The sequence below is a fragment of the Bradyrhizobium sp. CCBAU 45394 genome (assembly GCF_028128655.1).
GTDB classification, from domain to species: Bacteria; Pseudomonadota; Alphaproteobacteria; order Rhizobiales; family Xanthobacteraceae; genus Bradyrhizobium; species Bradyrhizobium diazoefficiens.
On the sequence record NZ_LBIX01000004.1, the window covers coordinates 605349 to 621938 of the forward strand.

Below are 16590 nucleotides of genomic sequence, written 5' to 3' on the forward strand. Positions count from 1 at the left end.
TCCAAACCCGCCGCCCGCCAATTTTGGATAATTGGCCTTACCAATTGACCGGAGCATTGACCGAGGACGGGCGCCATGTCAAGCAGCCGCCAAAGACAGGGAGAGACGACCATGCGCCATAATTCAACGCGTCTTGGCCGCGCCAATCTTGACCGGCTGCCGCCGGCCATCCGCCGCCCGGCCTATGACCGATCGCGCGTCACGCCCGGCATCGTGCATCTCGGGCTCGGGGCCTTTCATCGCGCGCATCAGGCCGTCGTCATCGACGATTGCCTTGCCACCGGGGCCGCATCCTGGGGCATCGTCGGCGCGAGCCTGCGCAGGCCGGACACGCGCGATGCCCTCGCCCCGCAGGATCATCTCTACACCGTTGCCGTTCGTGCCACTGAGGGCACCGAGCATCGCGTCATCGGCGCGCTGCTCGACAGCGTCGTCGCACGCGAGAACCCGGCGCTGCTGATCGAGCGGATGGCCGATCCCGCCATTCGCATCGTCTCGCTCACCGTCACCGAGAAAGGCTATTGCCATACGCCGCAGACCGGCGATCTCGACGAGCGGCACCCGGACGTCGTGCACGATCTCAACAATTTTGACGCGCCGCGCTCGGCCCCCGGCTTCATCGTGGCCGCGCTGGCGCGCCGCCGGGCGCAGGGGCTTGCGCCCTTCACCGTGCTGTGCTGCGACAACCTCGCCGCCAACGGCCACACCGTGCAACGGATCGTGACGCAGTTCGCGGCGCTGCGCTCGAAGGATCTCGGCAAGTGGATCGCGGATACCGCAGCCTTTCCCTCGACCATGGTCGACCGCATCGTGCCGGAGACGACGGATGCCGACCGCGATGCGGTGTCATCCGCGCTGGGCTTCCGCGACGCCTGGCCCGTGATGACCGAGCCCTTCACGCAATGGGTGGTCGAGGACTGCTTCGCGGCGGGCCGGCCCGATCTTGCCGTCGCGGGCGTCGAGCTCGTCACCGACGTCAAGCCGTTCGAGCTGATGAAGCTTCGGCTGCTCAACGCCAGCCATTCCGCGCTCGCCTATCTCGGCTATCTCGCCGGCTACGAGACCATCGCCGACACCATGCAGGATCCGCACTTCGCGCGTCTCGCCGCGCAGGTGATGGAAGAGGCCGCGGTGACGCTGACGATGCCGGCGAGCACCGACCTTGCCGCCTATCGCGCCTCGCTGCTCAAGCGCTTCGCCAATCCGGCGCTGCATCACCGCACCTGGCAGATCGCGATGGACGGCTCGCAAAAGCTGCCGCAACGCCTGCTCGGCGCGATGCGGGATCGCCTCGCCAAGAACCTGCCGATCGCGACGCATGCGCTCGCGGTGGCCGGCTGGATGCGCTACGTCACCGCGCGCGACGAGCACGGCCGCGCCATCGACGTGCGCGATCCCCTCGCCGGCGAGTTCGCAGGCTTGGCGCGCGAGGCGGGCCCTGTCGCCGAACGGCTCGCGCCCGCACTGCTCGGGGTCGGACAAGTGTTCGGGCCGCTGGGTGCCGAGCCGCGCCTGCGCGAGGCCGTGATCGCGGCGCTCGGCCGTCTCTATACGGACGGCGCGCGGCGGGCAGTGGAGACGCACGTTTCTGCGTGACCACAAACTGGGCAGTAATGCTGCACTGCGGTCCAAATCGAACGCAAAGTCGACGGAAGTCGCGCTTGATTTTTGCCTGTCATTGCCTCACCCGAGAGCCATGGCAAAGGACAGCAAGGTCATCGCCGCGAACGCGGCCTTCTACGCCGCCTTTTCAACGGGCGACTTCGCCGGAATGGAACAGATGTGGGCGGATGACGACGCCATCTCCTGCATCCATCCCGGCTGGCCTGCGATCATCGGGCGGGCGACCGTGATCGGGAGCTGGCGCGACATCCTGCAAAATCCGGAGCGGCCGCAGATCGTCTGCGCCGAGCCGCAGGCCATCGTCGACGGCGACTGCGCGCGCGTGCTCTGCATCGAGATCGTCGACGGCACCGCCTTGGCCGCGGCCAACCATTTTCGCCGCGTCGGCGACGACTGGCGCCTGGTTCACCATCAGTCGAGCCCGATTGCGCAGATTGTCGAGCAGGCTGAAGACGATAGAGCGAGTCACCGCGTCCACTGAAGGCGGCAGGCCCGCCGGCCCGTTCTACTGTGCATGGGGTTGTTTTTCAGTTTTTTAGTTGGCGACCTCATCGAAGCCCCGACAGATCGTCCAGCACGAACCGCGCCGCGCCGAAATCATCGTCCCGGAAGAACATGCTGCGGGTGATCAGAACCGGGATGTTCGCCCGCGATGCCGCAATCAGGCCGTTGGCGGAATCCTCGATTGCGACGCAGTCGGAGGCCTCCAGCGTCAGCCGCGCCAGGACTTCGAGATAGACATCCGGCGCAGGCTTCTTGTAGCGGACGTCGTCGCCGGCAACGATCGCATCGAAGTCCGCGGCCCAGCGCATCCCCAGCGCCCGCGACAGCAGCGCATCGATGTTGCCGTGCGAGGTGGTGGTCGCGATCGCAAGCCGCTGGCCACGCGCCTTCGCCGCGGTCAGAAGGTCCGTCACGCCCGGCCGCAGCGGGCAACAGCCGGTCTCGATCAGCTCGGCGTAATGCGCGGTCTTGACGCGGTGGAGCTCGGCGATGTCTTCGTCTGACAATGGCCGGGCAATCCGCAGCCGAGCGTGGTGAGCGCGAATTCGCTCCTTGCCGCCTGTCACCCGCAGCAGGTCCTTGTAGACGGCGCGGTCCCAATGCCAGTCGAGACCGTGGCGGACAAAGGCATGGTTGAAGGCCTGCCGATGCAGTTCCTCCGTCTCGGCCAGGGTGCCGTCGACATCGAAGATCAGCGCGGCCGCGCGCCGGATCAGCTCCGCGGCGTCCAATGGCGCTATGGCGGTCGCTTCTGCCTGCATGATCGACGCTTCCTCATGACGTCTCAGTGACGAGCGATCATCGCTTGCACTGGCGGGCGCGTAAAATTGCAATATCTTTTGCCGGACCCAAAAATCCCTTATGAGCGGAGGCGCGCAGCTGGCGCGACGGGAACTCCGACCTGCACGGGAGAGGCATGCGGCTCTTCATTCTAGGCTTCGGCTACAGCGCCAGGCATTTCGTCCGCAGATTCGGCGGCACGTTCTCGCACATCGCCGGCACGGTGCGCGATCCCGCGAAACGGGATGACCTTGCAGGCATCGAGGTGCATCCGTTTTCCGGCAGCCTTCCGGCCCGCGAGACGGCTGAACGTATCAACGACGCCGATGTCCTTCTCATCTCGATCCCGCCCGGCAGCGCCGGCGATCCCGCAATCGCGGCCTGCGCGGACGTGCTGGCGGCGGGCCGTCAGCGCAAGATCATCTACCTGTCCACGATCGGCGTCTATGGCGATCACGCAGGAAGCTGGGTGGACGAAAGCACGCCGCCGCAGGCCGCGCTCGACCGCACACGCATGCGGCTCGCAGCGGAGCAGGCCTGGACGGATATCGGGCGCGGCGATGTCGCGATCCTGCGGCTTGCAGGCATCTACGGTCCCGGCCGCAATGCGCTGGTGACGCTGCGCGCCGGAACGGCCCGGCGCATCATCAAGCCCGGACAGGTCTTCAACCGCATCCACGCCGACGACATCGCAAGCGCGATCATGGCCGCGATTCGTCACCAGGGCAGCGGCACCTGGAACGTCTGCGACGACGAGCCCGCGCCGCCGCAGGACGTGATCGCCTATGCCGCCCAGCTCATGGGCGTCGCGCCGCCGCCCGAAGAGGCGTTCGAGACCGCCGAGATGTCGGCGATGGCGCGCAGCTTCTATGCCAGCAGCGCCCGCGTCTCCAACGCGAAATTGAAGCGCGAGCTCGGCGTCACGCTGGCCTATCCGACCTACCGCCACGCCCTGGATGCACTGTGGCGCGCGGGCGAAGGACGATAGGATCCACCTCCGACGCCTCCCAGACATGCCCTGCCTGCGCTTGACTTCGCCCCAGTGCGATCGTGATCTAGGTGCCGCGCGAGCCACAACGAAACGAGCTCGCCTTGGGAGGATACAATGAAGAAGACGATCGCCATGATCGCGGCGGCGGCTGCCGTCATCGCATTCGGTGCAGCGCGCGCCGCACCGCTGCCCGAAGCCAATCCTGACGACGCCGGTTTCTCGAAGCAGGGTCTTGCACGGCTCGACAGTTTCTTCGCCCGCGAAATCGCCGCAAAGCGCGTGCCCGGCGCCGTCGTCGCAGTGGCGCGTGACGGCAAGCTCGTGCACTACAAGGCCTATGGCCTGCTCGATCCGGACAAGGGCACGCCGATGCCGGTCGACGCGATCTTCGCGCTGGCCTCGATGACCAAGCCGATGGCCGCAGTCGCAGGCCTGACGCTGATGGAGAAGGGCCAGTTGCCGCTCCAGGCCAGGCTGTCCGACTACTATCCCGGCTTTGCCGACATGAAGGTCGGCGTTCAGCAGGCCGACGGCTCGCTCAAGCTCGAGCCGCAGGCCTCGCCGATCTTCATCCACGATCTCTACCGGCATACGTCCGGATTGATGTATGGCGGTCGCCCGGACAGTTCGAGCCCGGTGGCGCGGCAATACCCTGATGGCGTCGCGCCGGCGATCGAAGGCGACACGCAGGCCTTCGTCGACCGCATCACAAAGCTGCCGCTGGCGCATCAGCCCTCGACCGAGTTCGAATACGGCTTTTCGATCGATGTGCTCGGCGCCGTCGTCGAGAAGGTGAGCGAACAGCGGCTCGGCGACTATCTCGCCGCCAATGTGTGGCTGCCGCTCGGCATGAAGGACGCGACCTTCCACCCGACCGACGCGCAGCGCCCTCGCCTCGCCCGCCCGTTCGCCAACGATCCGCTGACGGGGAAGCCGCAAGCCATCAAGCTGCTGGACACGCCGACCAGGTTCGACTGCGGCGGCGCCTGTTCGTTCGCGACGGTCGGCGACTACATCCGCTTCGGGCAGATGCTGCTCAACGGCGGCGAGCTCGACGGCCAGCGCATCCTCGGCCCGAAGACCGTGCATCACATGACGACCAACCATCTCGGCCCCGAGATCAAGAACAACGTGGCGGTCATCGAGCCGCATCGCGCCGGTTTCGGCTTTGGCCTCGCGGTTGCGGTCCGCACCGGCGAAGGGGTGTCGTCGGTCCCCGGCAACCCCGGCGAGTTCACCTGGAACGGCGCGTTCGGAACGCAGTTCTTCTGCGATCCCAGGGAGCGTCTCGTCGTCGTGGTGGGAACGGCGGCGCCCGGTGAGCTCAGGAAATACTATCGCGAGCAGGTCCAGGACATCGTCTATGGCGCGATGGTGAAGTGAGATCGGCACGCTGAAACAGAAAGGGCGGCCGTGCGGGCCGCCCTCTTGAATTGCTTGAGCATGATCTTGTCGGAAAACCGCTGCACACTTTTCCGGATCATGCTCCGGCGTCAGCTCAGGACGCCATATTTCTTGAACCAGGCCTCGGCCTGCTTCCAGGCATCTTCCGCGGCGTCCTTGCGGTAGCTGCCGCGGTAGTCGGCATGGAAGCCGTGCGGCGCTTCGGGGTAGATCTTGAATTCGGCCGTCTTCTTGTTCTGCTCGAGCGCCGCCTTGAGCTGCTCGACCTGCGCAACGGGAATGCCGGTATCGGCGCCGCCATAGAGGCCGAGCACCGGCGTCTTCATCTCGGGTGCGAGCTGGAGCGGGCTCTTCGGCCACAGTGGATTGGCGGGGTCGACCACCGTCCCATAGAAGGCGACACCAGCCTTGAGAGTACCGCCGTGAGCGGCATATTCCCAGACGGTGCGCCCGCCGCGGCAGAAGCCGATGATACCGAGCTTGGCGGTATCGCCGCCCTGCGATCCCGCCCACGCCACCGTCGCGTCGAGATCGGACAGTAGCTCGGCGTCCGGCTTGGCATTCACGACCGCCAACAGATCCTTGATGTCGGTCACCTTGGTCAGGTCGACGCCCTTGCGGAAGTAATAGTCGGGCGCGATTGCGAATGCGCCGAGCTTGGCCAGGCGCCGCGTCACGTCCTTGATGTATTCGTGCAGGCCGAAAATCTCCATCGCCACGATGATCACCGGCGCCTTGGTGTTGCCGGCGGGGCGGGCGAAATAGGCAGGCATCTCCTCGGAGCCGACCTTGATCCTGGCGTCGCCGGCCTGGAGGCCCTTGGTATCCGTCGCGATCACCTCGGCACGGACGGGACCTGCCGCAAGCGTGTAGCCAGCGGCGACGGCCGCGGTCGCGCTCATGAATCCGCGGCGCGAGACTGGGGCAACTTTCGTCAGCCCGACGACGTCGGATGTCATGATCGTTTCGAAACTCATCAGTCTATTCCTTCCTGCTGCCTGGTACCCCCGGGGGCGACGCATTCGCCAATAGTTGCCGAGGAAACGCAAATCACCAGCCTGCGAGCATGCGGTCTTCAGGCGTGTCCCTGACGCCGCTCCCCCATGTCCTGCCTGAGCTGAATCGAGACTGGCCGGCGATCGTCCGCGCAAGGCCACGCGCAAGCTTTCCGGATTTGATCGTGTGCCCGATTTAACCGCGTGGCTGCGCTGCGGCGCAACATCCATTAACCGAAAATAGGGGTTCTTCCGCCGCGCCTCACGCGGTCAGAAGCTGCAGACACTCCGCCCCCTCGCGCAATTCGAAACGAATCGCCGCAACAAATGGGCTGCATGGTGGCCGCAACGACACATCATGTTGCCGGGATGTTGCGCGCTGTCGGAATCCCGCACGCGAGCCGCCGTCATTTGACTGAAATTTTCAGAAGAGTTGAGCCGCGCGGTTTACTCGAACTTTCTTTGTGACGCTCTAGTTCCACGGCCGGAAGTTCCATCTCCGGAAACGGAGGACGTCTTCCCAGTGGGCGCGCCGTCCGACCAAGGATCGCCCGCGGGTTTCATTCTCGTCCACCCCGATTGCGCTCCCCCGAAGGCTCAGTTGAATAAGGCTTTATCCGACTTGGAAGTGAAATGAATTTGGCTCGCGAATCGATTGAACTGTTGGAGCAGGTCGCACGAATCCTCTGGTTCGAAGGCACCAAGCACGGCTTGCGCGATCGCGAGTGGATGGCGCTGCGCTTCCTCTCCCGCGCCAACCGGTTTTCCCGCACGCCCTCGGCGCTCGCGAGTTACGTCGGCACCACGCGCGGCACCGCCTCGTTCATCATCGGTGAGCTGGAACGGCTCGGCTATCTCGAGCGAAAGCGCTCGGCCAAGGACAAGCGGTCGGTGATGCTGAGCGTTACGCAGCCGGGCAAGAAGTTCCTGGCGCGCGATCCCGTTAACGTTCTCGTCGAGGCGATTGCCGTGCTCGACGACGAGGCCAAGATCCGCTTCCGCGACGCGCTCCGCCACGTGCTGGACCAGTCGGACGCGGCCGAGCAGCGGCACCATACCGACGTCTGCAAGCGCTGCATCTTCCTCCGGGAAGATCGCACCGCGGCGGACGGCAAGACGACGGTCGAGTTCAGCTGCCGCCTGTTTCGCGCGCCAATCGCGGAGCCGGAGGTCGATCTGCTATGCACCAGCTTCGAGCATCACCGCCAATAGAGGCGGCGCTCGATCACGGCGTTGCCTTGCGCGACGAGTAGATCACGCCCCCGCTGGATTCGACCACAAGGCGCCCGTTCTCGTTCCGGATCTCCTCGATGCGGCCAAGGCCGGGCACCTGCTGCCCCAGCACGGCCTCGATGACGCCGTTCGGGCTTTGCAGGATCGCAATCCCCTCATAGGCCTGGCGCACCGACCAGCCCTTGACCACCTTCCGCGGCATTGATGCGCGCTCGGAGGGAGACACCGAGCCCGTGACATCGGGCGCTGCGAGCGAAGCCATCATCGGCGCGGCCTGCGACGACGGCTGCGATTGCGCCACTGTCGGCGCCGGAGCCTGGGCTTGCGCCTGGGCGAGCTTGTCGAGCTTGACCGTCGAGGACGAGCTCACCCGCTCGATGCGGTCCAGATTCTCGGCAAACCTGCCGAAGCGATCGTTGGTCGCCTTGCTCGATTGATCGACCGCGGTGCGCAGGCCGTCGAGATTTTCGGACACGCCCGACACCTGCTTGCGCAGCTGGGCGACCGTCTCGCGCAGATTCCTGATCTCCGTATTGGCTGCGACATTGTTCTGGGCGGGCTGCGTGGTGAGATAGGCGATCACACCGGTGCAGGCGCAGACCACCAGGATGGCGGCGACCGCCAACGTTGCGAGCGGCGCGACCCAGGTCGGACGGGGCGGCGGCGGCTTGGCCACGATCACGGCCGGCTTCATCACGACCGGCGCGGGCTTGGGTATCGCCATCTTGTCGAGGCGCGCCTTGGCGCGAATGCGCTTCAGCCCCTCGAGCGCCTCTTTCGCCAGCGCTTCGTCGCTCGCCGCAGCCGACGCACGCTTTGCGCTCGCGGCAGGCTTGGCTGTTTGCGTCGCGCTGTCCCTTGTATTGCGTGGCTCCGGAGCCGGCTTCGCCGCCGAGGAAACGTCAGCGGTCTCGTTGGGACGAGCTTTTCCATCGGACAACATGCGAGAATGCTCCGTTCGGTTAGATCTATCGAACGACGAATTTATTTGTCGAAGCTTGCCCGAAACGTGCGCATCGAAAACTTTTCATGACGCACGATGCGACGTCGCATGAGTCAAACGCGTCACGCACGTGGCGAGAGTGCGACTCGAAAGACACACCCTCGCCAAGATTTCGCCAAGCTGGAGTCGCCTCGCCACACATGAGTCGAATTGTCGCATGTGGAAAACCGGTGGAGAGAGTCAATCCGGGGTTGAAAACCCCTCCATACGCCTACCCCGCAGCACCACCCGAAATAGCTGTGATTATACAGGGATGCGGAACTATAGATCCGTCACGGTGCAAAACTAGTTCAAAATCCAAATCAACTGATGCGATTGAATATATCAAGAAACAACTCGAAACAAACCAACAGCATCAAACACACATAGCAATCGCTTTGATGCGCGCGCTTGATCGGAAATCGGCAATTGTTACGGTCCTATCCAAGTGATTCTCGCCAGTTGGCGAGGAGATCGGCAAGGTTCAGTAGCGTTCGGACGCGATAAGCAACTTGGCGCAACTGTTCTAGGTCGCTGTCTCAATCCGCTCCGCGAGGTGATCCGTAAGACACCCGCCGAGCCTCACGCAGTAAGCGTTCAGTATCGAGTCGAAGTAACAGGCCCGCGGAAAACGCAGGCACTGAATGCGTAGGGCTGCCCGCGAATATCGAAACCATAACAACGGTTCGCGGGATGGAAATATCGTCAAACAGCATGGTCGCCGAGCCGGGCATCACAACAACCAACCGGCCGCGATAAGTGCGAAACAGGGGCGAAAGACTGATGTATATTATCGTTGATGATCGTGAGAGCGTCACGAACAGCTACGTTGGAGGGCTCGTTCGCGAAGGCGTATCGTCGATCGGCTTCTCCTCCGGAGAATTCTGGGACTGGCTGCAATCTGCGAGTGAATCGGACCTGGCAGCGGTCGACGCCTTCCTCCTCGGGGATTGCGACGCCCGCGGAAGCCTGCCGCGGGCGATGCGCAAGCGCTCCTCGGCTCCCATCATCGCCATGAGCGGCCAGAAGATGCTCAAGAACACGCTGGAGCTGTTCGAATCGGGCGTTGACGACGTCGTGTACGTGCCGATTCACCTGCGCGAGATCCTCGCCCGAACGGCCGCGATCGCGCGCCGCCGGGTGGGCGAGTTGCCGAGACCCTGCGAGACCAGGATCCAGGTCTTCTTCAACGGGCGCGACCCCGAGATCGCGGGCCACGCCCTCACCCTGCCCCGCCGTGAATTGCGTATTCTCGAATATATGGTCAGCAACCACGGCAAGTGGATCACCAAGACGCAGATCTTCAACGCGGTCTACGGCATCTTCGAGTCGACCTTCGACGAGAGTGTGATCGAGAGCCACGTCAGCAAACTGCGCAAGAAGCTCCGCGACCGCCTCGGCTTCGACGCGATCGTGGCCCGGCGTTATGTCGGATACCGCCTCAACATTCCCGCCGGCGAGACCGTCGACGTGCCGATGCAGGAGCTCGACGAGGTCGGCATCCTCCTCAACCGGGCGCACATCGCCCCGGCGGCCTATCCGGCCGGTAACTGACGCGGCTGAGCGCTGCCGCGAAAAACGACAACGGCCTCTGCGGAGCACCTTCGCAGAGGCCGTTGTACTTTCGGCGGCTGAGACGGCAGAACGCAAGGCCCCGAGGCGCGAGGCGCCGCCATACCAAAGCGCTGCGAGATCGGGGGCGCGCTTTGGTTTCCTGGTCGAGCATCCTTCCGGAAAGCCGCTTCGCGCCTGTCCGGACCGTGCGCTAGGGTTTCTGCTGGAATTCTTCCTTCGAGACGTAGTTGAAGTCCTCGACCAGGACGTCCTGGACCACGTCGGCCTGCATCCGCTCGTTGACGCGCTGCTTGATGCCCGTCGTGAGGATGGAGAGGTCGTAGCGCGCGAGCTTCCTGAAATCGAGGCGGTCGTCGGCATAGATCCTGCGGAAGGCCTCGTCGACGACGAACGGCTCCGGCGGAACGTTGAGCTGATGCATGGTCCGCGCCTCCACGGTGTAGACGAAGCGCGCGACGATGTAACCCTGCACATTGCCGTTCTCGACCATGGGCACGCTCAGCGCCCGCGTCTTCTGGTATTGGAGCCCGTCGAGATATGCGTCCTTTGCCGGCAGCAGGCTGCCGTTTTCCTTCCAATAGGCCACGGCGTAGCTCGTGCCTGCCGTGAGGATGCAGACCCAGAGCCCGGCAAGCACGAGTCTGATCATTTTCCGTCCTGCGTTGCGCGACCGGTATAGGTGCCGTCCGAATCGGCATCCTTGATTGCCTTGACGATGATGGTCGCGACCTCGCGCACCGCGTCGTAATGCATTTCGAGGATGGAACGATTCCGCTCCAGCTTCTCGCGCAGCCGCTGGACCTCCTCGGTGATCTCGACCTCGCTGCCGAGATGCATCCGCGCCCGCATCAGGCGGACGAACTCGAGCATGCTCCGGCTCTTGCGGGCGCTGAAATCGTCGAAATCGATCTTCTTGCCCGTCGCGAGCGCAACCGTCTCCTCCTCGACGATACTCTCGAGCCTGCGGATCGCCGCCAGCAGGCCGCGCACTTCGTCCGCTCTCGCCGCCTCGGCCCTGTCGACCACCGCCTCGCCGCCGACATTCGGCAGCAGCACGGGCAACAGCGCATTGCTCGATGCCGCTTCAACCGTCATCGCCTCGGCGTCCACGACCGGCTGCTCCATCACCAGGACCGCCGCGCCTTCTTGTGCCTGCATTGGAAATTCACCCCTCAACTTCTGTCACCCATTCCTCGGATCATCATCCGGCCTTCCCCGTCACGTCCGGCCCCGCCGGATGCGCGCCGGCAAGCTGCCTCGCAATGCCGATGCCCTTGCCCTTCGCGAGCTGGTTGCCGAGTTGCTCCGCCAGCATCGACTTCCAGACGCTGCCGGCGGTCCCCTTGCCGAAGAGTTCCTCGGATTCCTTCGGCAGCATCGTCTCGACGAAGGTCTGGAGGATGAACGCCTCGAACTTCCGATAGACCTCGCCGGACGCTGGCGCCTTGATCACCTGCACCGGCGCCCCGTTCACCGCACCCGACTGCGCTTCGGAAACCTTCGCCGCGGATTGATCGGCACCAGCCGCCGCGGCCTTGCCGGCCTCCGCGTCCATCGTCGCGGCGAAATCGGCGGCGGATGATTTCAGCGCATCGAGCTTCGCGGTCGCCGCGCGTTGCGTCACGGGATCGGCGGCCTCGATAACGTCGAGAACAAGGTCGGGTGTCGCTGTCACGATCATGTCTTGTTCCGGCTGGCTGGCCGTGGCGTCCACTCGCGCACGGTGAGGCTTGTTCCCGTCATCTCCTCGAGCGAGCGCTTCTCCGCCTCGCGAAGCTTGTCCGCGAGCGCCGCCTTGGCGACTTCCTCGAGCTGTTTCACGCGCCGGCTCTCCGCACGAACCTGGTCGAGCTGCCGCGAAGCCTGCTCATTCACGGCGCGCGCGCCGACGCTCGTCCTGTTGAGGCGCCGCGCGATCGACGCGCTCGACGACCCCGCCGGCGGCTTGCCCTCGTTCAGCGCCCCGACCAGCCATTCCTGTTCGTCCTGCAGGCTGCGCTCCTGCTGCCGCAAGTGCGCGAGCTGCCATTCGGACAGCCGGAGCTGGAGCTTCACGAGCGAGACCATCCGACCGAGCTTGTCTGCGCGCGACTTCATGACGGTCATTCCGCCAACCAGGACGAGACGCCGAGCATGAATTGCGTCAGGAGCTCGTCGCTGGTGAGATAGAGCAGCAGGAAGCCGCCGAACAGCACGAACGGCACGGAGATGAAGTAGACGGGAATCGCCGGCGTCAGCTTGTTGATCAGGCCGACCGCGAGGTTGACGATGACCGAATAGACGATGAACGGGCTGGCGATCCGCAGCGTCAGCACGAACGCCTCCGACAGGCGGCTGACCAGCTGGTCGAGCGCCATGCTGCCGCCGAGCCTCGCACCGGGATGCCAGACGTCGTAGGAGTTCATCAGCCCGCGCAGCACCTGCCAGTGCTGGTCGGTCATGAAGAACAGCGTGGTGACGGACGCCATGATCAGCGGCACCAGGGCCGGCGCCGGATCGGTGTCGCCGATCGGCGTGCCCGGGATATTGCTGAGCCCGATCGCGCTTGCCATCACGGTCGCCATGGTCTGAAGCGCCAGGAAGAACACGCGCCCGCCGAGGCCGATGACGCTTCCGACCAGGACCTCGGAGCCGATCAGGAGTGCCAGCGTCAGCGGCGCCGCTTGGTCCGTCAGAGGTTTCAGGACCGCGATCAGGATTGGCGTCAGTGCAAACGTCGTGACGAGCGCGATGAACAGGCGGACCTGGGCCGGAACGTTGACGCTGGAATAGCCGGGCACGAACATCAGGCAGGCGCCGATCCTGCAGAACACGATGAAGGTCACCAGCACGCTGTCGGCGAGGCTGCTGATCACGATATGGCTCCGAGCGCTCTGATCTCGGCGCTGCGCGCGACCTCCACATGCGACAGGACCGGCAGTGTCGGGAACACCCGTTCCAGGATCATCCGGACATAGGGACGGGCCTCCGGGGTCACCGCCAGCACCACGCTGGTGCCGTTCTCGGTGAACTTGCGGATCGCCGCGCTGGCTTCCGTCGCGAACTGCTCGATCAGGCGCGGATCGGCGTCGAATTCGACGACGTCCCCCTTGGGGTCGCGCTTCAGGCTCTGGTGGAAGGCGAGATCCCAGCGATTGCCGAGGCGGACCACGTTGAGCACGCCGTTGTCGGAGAGGTCGCCGCAGATCTGCTGGGCAAGCCGCGTGCGGACATGCTCCGCCACCTGTTCGGAGCGCCGCACATGGGGCGCGATCTCCGCGATCGCCTCGAGGATCAGATGGAGATTGCGGATCGACACGCGCTCGGCCAGCAGGATCTTCAGGATCGCCAGCAGGCCCGAATAGGAGATCTGTGACGGGCAGAGATCCTCGATCAGGCGCTTGTATTCGGGATCGAGCCGGTCGAGCAGCCCGCGCATGTCCTTGTAGGACAGGAGCTGGGCGAGATTCGCCCTGATCACCTCGCTCAGATGCGTGAGCAGAACCGACAGATTGTCGACCGGTTTGCAGCCCTGTCGCTTGACTTCGTCGGTGAAAGCCTCCGTCACCCACAGCGCCTTCATGCCGAAGGCGGGTTCGATCACCTCCTCGCCGGGCACGTCGGGCTTGCCGTCCTTGTCGACCAGCACCAGCACCTCGCCGAGCCTGAGCTCGCCATGCGCGACGCGGGTGTCGTGGATCCGGATCTGGTATCCCTTGGGATCGATCGACAGATTGTCGGTGAGCTTGATCTCGGGAATGACGAAGCCGTACTGCTTGGCGAACTTCTTGCGGATCTTGGCCACGCGATGGCCGAGCTCGGTGCGCGATCCCAGCAGATGGACCGAAAGATGACCGCCGAGCGCCAGCTCGATCTCGGCGGTCTTGAGCGATTCCTTGACCGATTCCTTGGCCGCGGTCTGGGCGCGCTCGTCGGCCTTGCGCGCATCCTCTTTCCGATCCCGCGCCGCCTGACGCCTGGGCAGCGTGTAGCCGACGAAGGCCATGACGCCGCCGAGCAGCACGAACGGCGCCATCGGCAGCCCCGGCATGATGGCGAGCACGAACATCATCAATGCGGCGGCCGACACCGCGCGCGGATAGCCGCTGAGCTGCCGCAGCACGGCCTGCTCCGCCGAGCCCCTGGTGCCGCCCTTGGAAACAAGCAGGCCCGCCGACAGCGACACGATCAGCGCCGGCATCTGCGACACCAGGCCATCGCCGACAGAGAGCTTCGTATAGACGTCGGCGGCGCGCGACAGCGTCAGGCCGTGATGGGTGACGCCGATGATGATGCCGCCGAAGATGTTGATCGCGGTGATGATCAGGCCGGCGATGGCATCGCCGCGGACGAATTTCGAAGCACCGTCCATGGCGCCGAAGAACGCGCTCTCCTCTTCGAGCTCGCGGCGCCGGCGCTGGGCCTCCTTGTCGTCGATCAGGCCCGCGGACAGGTCCGCGTCGATCGCCATCTGCTTGCCGGGGATGGCGTCCAGGGTGAAACGGGCGCCGACTTCCGCGATACGCGTAGCACCCTTGGTGATCACGACGAAATTCACCGTGACCAGGATCGCGAAGATGATCAGGCCGATGACGAAGTCGCCGCCCATGACGAATTTCGAGAAGCCGGCGACGACATGGCCCGCGGCCTGTTCGCCCTCCCCGCCGCGCGACAGGATCAGGCGGGTGGTCGCGACGTTGAGCGCCAGCCGCAGGATCGTTGCGATCAGCAGCACGGTCGGGAATGCGGAGAAGTCGAGCGGCCGCTGGATCCACAGCGCGACCATCAGGATCAGCGCCGACAGCGCGATCGAGAACGCCAGGCCGAGATCGATCAGGATCGGCGGTATCGGCAGGAACAGGATCGTGAGCATGGCCACGATGCCGCCCGCAAAAAAGGCATCCGCCCCGAGTCGTCGCGGGTTTGGCAGGCTAGCAGCTAACGTATCGGCCATGGGTCACCGGCAGAGGGTCCGCCCGGTAATCTGCCGTGCAAAGCTTACGCGAGGGTGGTGGCCGGTCGGCCCGCGGGATCAGAAGCCGCGCTCGATATGCGAATAGACCATCTCGGTAAAGGTGGAGAGATGCGCGCCGATGAAGGAGCCGGAGATCGCGACGACCACCAGGATGACGATGATCTTCGGAACGAAGGTCAGCGTGACCTCCTGGATCTGGGTCAGGGCCTGGATCAGTGCAATGATGGTGCCGACCAGCATCGCCGCGCCGACGGCAGGCCCCGAGGCGACGATAATGGTCCAGATCGCCGCCTGGACGATGTCGAGGGCGTCTCTCTCGTTCATGACTGGCTGATCGTGAGGCCAGGCCCGACCGCGACTTTCGTGCCGTTCTCGAGGGTCGCGACGGAGCCGTCGCTGTTGATGGAGATCGACTTGACCTTGCCTGAGAAGGTCGCTCCGGTCGCGTCGGTGAAGCTGACGGTCTTTCCGATCAGCCCGTCGGCCTGCGACAACGACTGCGAAGACAGCAGCGCATCCAGCTTGGTGTTGGTCTGCATGGCCTGCTCGACCGTCGAGAGTTGGGCGAACTGGCTCATATATTGCGAGGTATCCATCGGATTGGTCGGATCCTGGTTCTTCATCTCGGCGACGAGAAGTTGAAGAAAGGTATTGTAGTCGACGCTATTGCTCGACGTGGACGTCGTGGAGCTGGTCGAACTGGACGACTTGCTGGTGCTGTCGGTCGCGCTGGTGACGTTCATGTAGCCTCTCCGCTGTCAGGCAGCCTCGAATGGGATGTCGGTGGCGACGCCGGCCAGGATAGCCTGCTCCACCGGGAACAGCGCCCGGATCCGCTTCAGCGCCTCGAAGTAACGGGTTGCCCCGACCAGCTCGTCGATCGCGACAAGCCCGTCCAGCATCTCGCGGCTTTCGCACACCGCAACCAGGGCCGCGTGATGCTGGCCGTAGAGCGCCGAGGCATCGCGGACATCGGTGGGGTTCATCAGCATGAGCTGGACGATGAAATACAGCTGCCGCATCGCCGTGGTGGCGTCGGAGGCCTGCATGATCTGCCCCTCGAGCAGAAACATCACGTCGTTGACGAGCTCGACGGAGACCTTGCGGTCCACGCGCAGCACCGCACCGTTGATGTAGATCCGTTCGCCCGCCCGCAAGGAGATCTTCATTAAAGTGCGTCTCGGATCAGGCGGTTGATTTCGATGAGCTGCATCACGTCGCCCGACTTCTCTTCGCGAAGGCGATCCGCCTCCTTGATGACCCACAAGCCGATCGAGATGATGTCGGCGCGCAGCTTGTCCGGGAGGCCGTTCTCCGGGTGCGAGAGATCCTCGATGAAGATCGTCCACAGCCGGCGCACATAGAGCAGGCTCTGGACCAGATCCTCGAAACTAAAGGGCCCCTTCTCGATCCGCTCGAGCCGGTCGATGCCGAGGCTGAGCGCCTGTCGCTCGCGGCCTCTCTCCTGATAGCCGCTCTCTTCAACGACAGCTTCATAGGCTTCAAACGTCATCAGGACCACTCTGCGGGGAAACCGAATAGCAAGACA

The 16590-nt window shown here is 64.5% G+C and carries 19 protein-coding genes; 6 read left to right on the plus strand and 13 right to left on the minus strand.

What is annotated here, in order from left to right; genetic code table 11:
• Positions 1-111: 111 nt before the first annotated feature.
• Entirely contained in the window at positions 112-1596 is a 1485-nt protein-coding gene (locus tag WN73_RS03590) for a mannitol dehydrogenase family protein (protein ID WP_271551459.1), read from the plus strand.
• Between the two features lie 100 nt (positions 1597-1696).
• Positions 1697-2104 carry a nuclear transport factor 2 family protein gene (locus WN73_RS03595; protein ID WP_271551461.1) on the plus strand — a complete coding sequence of 136 codons (408 nt, stop codon included), beginning with the start codon at positions 1697-1699 and terminating at the stop codon, positions 2102-2104.
• 67 nt (positions 2105-2171) lie between these two features.
• Here WN73_RS03595 and WN73_RS03600 read toward each other — a convergent pair whose 3' ends face one another.
• Positions 2172-2888 carry an HAD family hydrolase gene (locus WN73_RS03600; protein WP_271551463.1) on the minus strand — a complete coding sequence of 239 codons (717 nt, stop codon included), beginning with the start codon at positions 2886-2888 and terminating at the stop codon, positions 2172-2174.
• 155 nt (positions 2889-3043) lie between these two features.
• Here WN73_RS03600 and WN73_RS03605 point away from each other — a divergent pair, with 155 nt between their 5' ends.
• Both WN73_RS03605 and WN73_RS03610 read left to right on the plus strand, forming a co-directional pair.
• Positions 3044-3895 (plus strand): SDR family oxidoreductase, encoded by an 852-nt coding sequence (locus WN73_RS03605; RefSeq protein WP_271551464.1) that lies wholly within the window; start codon positions 3044-3046, stop codon positions 3893-3895.
• A gap of 117 nt (positions 3896-4012) precedes the next feature.
• Positions 4013-5281: a serine hydrolase domain-containing protein gene (locus WN73_RS03610; protein WP_271551466.1), complete on the plus strand. Its 1269-nt coding sequence runs from the start codon at positions 4013-4015 to the stop codon at positions 5279-5281.
• A gap of 110 nt (positions 5282-5391) precedes the next feature.
• Here the strand turns inward: WN73_RS03610 and WN73_RS03615 are convergent, their stop codons facing one another.
• Positions 5392-6279 (minus strand): dienelactone hydrolase family protein, encoded by an 888-nt coding sequence (locus WN73_RS03615; RefSeq protein ID WP_161533565.1) that lies wholly within the window; start codon positions 6277-6279, stop codon positions 5392-5394.
• A gap of 651 nt (positions 6280-6930) precedes the next feature.
• On the opposite strand from WN73_RS03615, the gene WN73_RS03620 reads away from it, so the two are divergent.
• Positions 6931-7509 (plus strand): MarR family winged helix-turn-helix transcriptional regulator, encoded by a 579-nt coding sequence (locus WN73_RS03620; protein WP_011089582.1) that lies wholly within the window; start codon positions 6931-6933, stop codon positions 7507-7509.
• 13 nt (positions 7510-7522) lie between these two features.
• On the opposite strand, the gene WN73_RS03625 is transcribed toward WN73_RS03620, so the two are convergent.
• The gene (locus WN73_RS03625; RefSeq protein WP_271551470.1) at positions 7523-8473 is read right to left on the minus strand and encodes a hypothetical protein; all 951 of its coding nucleotides are present in this window, start codon (positions 8471-8473) and stop codon (positions 7523-7525) included.
• 822 nt (positions 8474-9295) lie between these two features.
• Between WN73_RS03625 and WN73_RS03630 the strand changes: the two genes are divergently transcribed.
• On the plus strand, positions 9296-10066 hold the full coding sequence (locus WN73_RS03630; protein WP_028175236.1) for a response regulator transcription factor: 771 nt from the start codon (positions 9296-9298) through the stop codon (positions 10064-10066).
• 211 nt (positions 10067-10277) lie between these two features.
• Here the strand turns inward: WN73_RS03630 and WN73_RS03635 are convergent, their stop codons facing one another.
• The 10 genes from WN73_RS03635 to flaF all read right to left on the minus strand — a co-directional run bounded on the left by WN73_RS03635 (position 10278) and on the right by flaF (position 16554).
• The gene (locus WN73_RS03635; protein WP_011089586.1) at positions 10278-10736 is read right to left on the minus strand and encodes a hypothetical protein; all 459 of its coding nucleotides are present in this window, start codon (positions 10734-10736) and stop codon (positions 10278-10280) included.
• Positions 10733-11245 (minus strand): hypothetical protein, encoded by a 513-nt coding sequence (locus WN73_RS03640; protein WP_011089587.1) that lies wholly within the window; start codon positions 11243-11245, stop codon positions 10733-10735. Before WN73_RS03640 ends, WN73_RS03635 begins: the two co-directional genes overlap by 4 nt.
• 43 nt (positions 11246-11288) lie before the next feature.
• A complete protein-coding gene (locus tag WN73_RS03645; protein ID WP_028175235.1) occupies positions 11289-11768 on the minus strand; it encodes a rod-binding protein in 480 nt (159 codons plus the stop codon).
• A complete protein-coding gene (locus WN73_RS03650; protein ID WP_271551476.1) occupies positions 11765-12184 on the minus strand; it encodes a hypothetical protein in 420 nt (139 codons plus the stop codon). Before WN73_RS03650 ends, WN73_RS03645 begins: the two co-directional genes overlap by 4 nt.
• A 5-nt stretch (positions 12185-12189) precedes the next feature.
• Entirely contained in the window at positions 12190-12942 is a 753-nt protein-coding gene (gene fliR, locus WN73_RS03655) for a flagellar biosynthesis protein FliR (protein WP_271551478.1), read from the minus strand.
• Entirely contained in the window at positions 12939-15020 is a 2082-nt protein-coding gene (flhA, locus tag WN73_RS03660) for a flagellar biosynthesis protein FlhA (RefSeq protein ID WP_011089590.1), read from the minus strand. The genes fliR and flhA overlap by 4 nt, the downstream gene beginning before the upstream one ends.
• Positions 15021-15098: 78 nt before the next feature.
• The gene (fliQ, locus tag WN73_RS03665; protein ID WP_008130649.1) at positions 15099-15365 is read right to left on the minus strand and encodes a flagellar biosynthesis protein FliQ; all 267 of its coding nucleotides are present in this window, start codon (positions 15363-15365) and stop codon (positions 15099-15101) included.
• Positions 15362-15784: a flagellar hook assembly protein FlgD gene (gene flgD, locus WN73_RS03670; RefSeq protein ID WP_011089591.1), complete on the minus strand. Its 423-nt coding sequence runs from the start codon at positions 15782-15784 to the stop codon at positions 15362-15364. The genes fliQ and flgD overlap by 4 nt, the downstream gene beginning before the upstream one ends.
• A 15-nt stretch (positions 15785-15799) precedes the next feature.
• Positions 15800-16210: a flagellar biosynthesis repressor FlbT gene (gene flbT / locus WN73_RS03675; RefSeq protein WP_011089592.1), complete on the minus strand. Its 411-nt coding sequence runs from the start codon at positions 16208-16210 to the stop codon at positions 15800-15802.
• On the minus strand, positions 16210-16554 hold the full coding sequence (gene flaF, locus WN73_RS03680; protein ID WP_028175231.1) for a flagellar biosynthesis regulator FlaF: 345 nt from the start codon (positions 16552-16554) through the stop codon (positions 16210-16212). Before flaF ends, flbT begins: the two co-directional genes overlap by 1 nt.
• Positions 16555-16590: the final 36 nt, after the last annotated feature.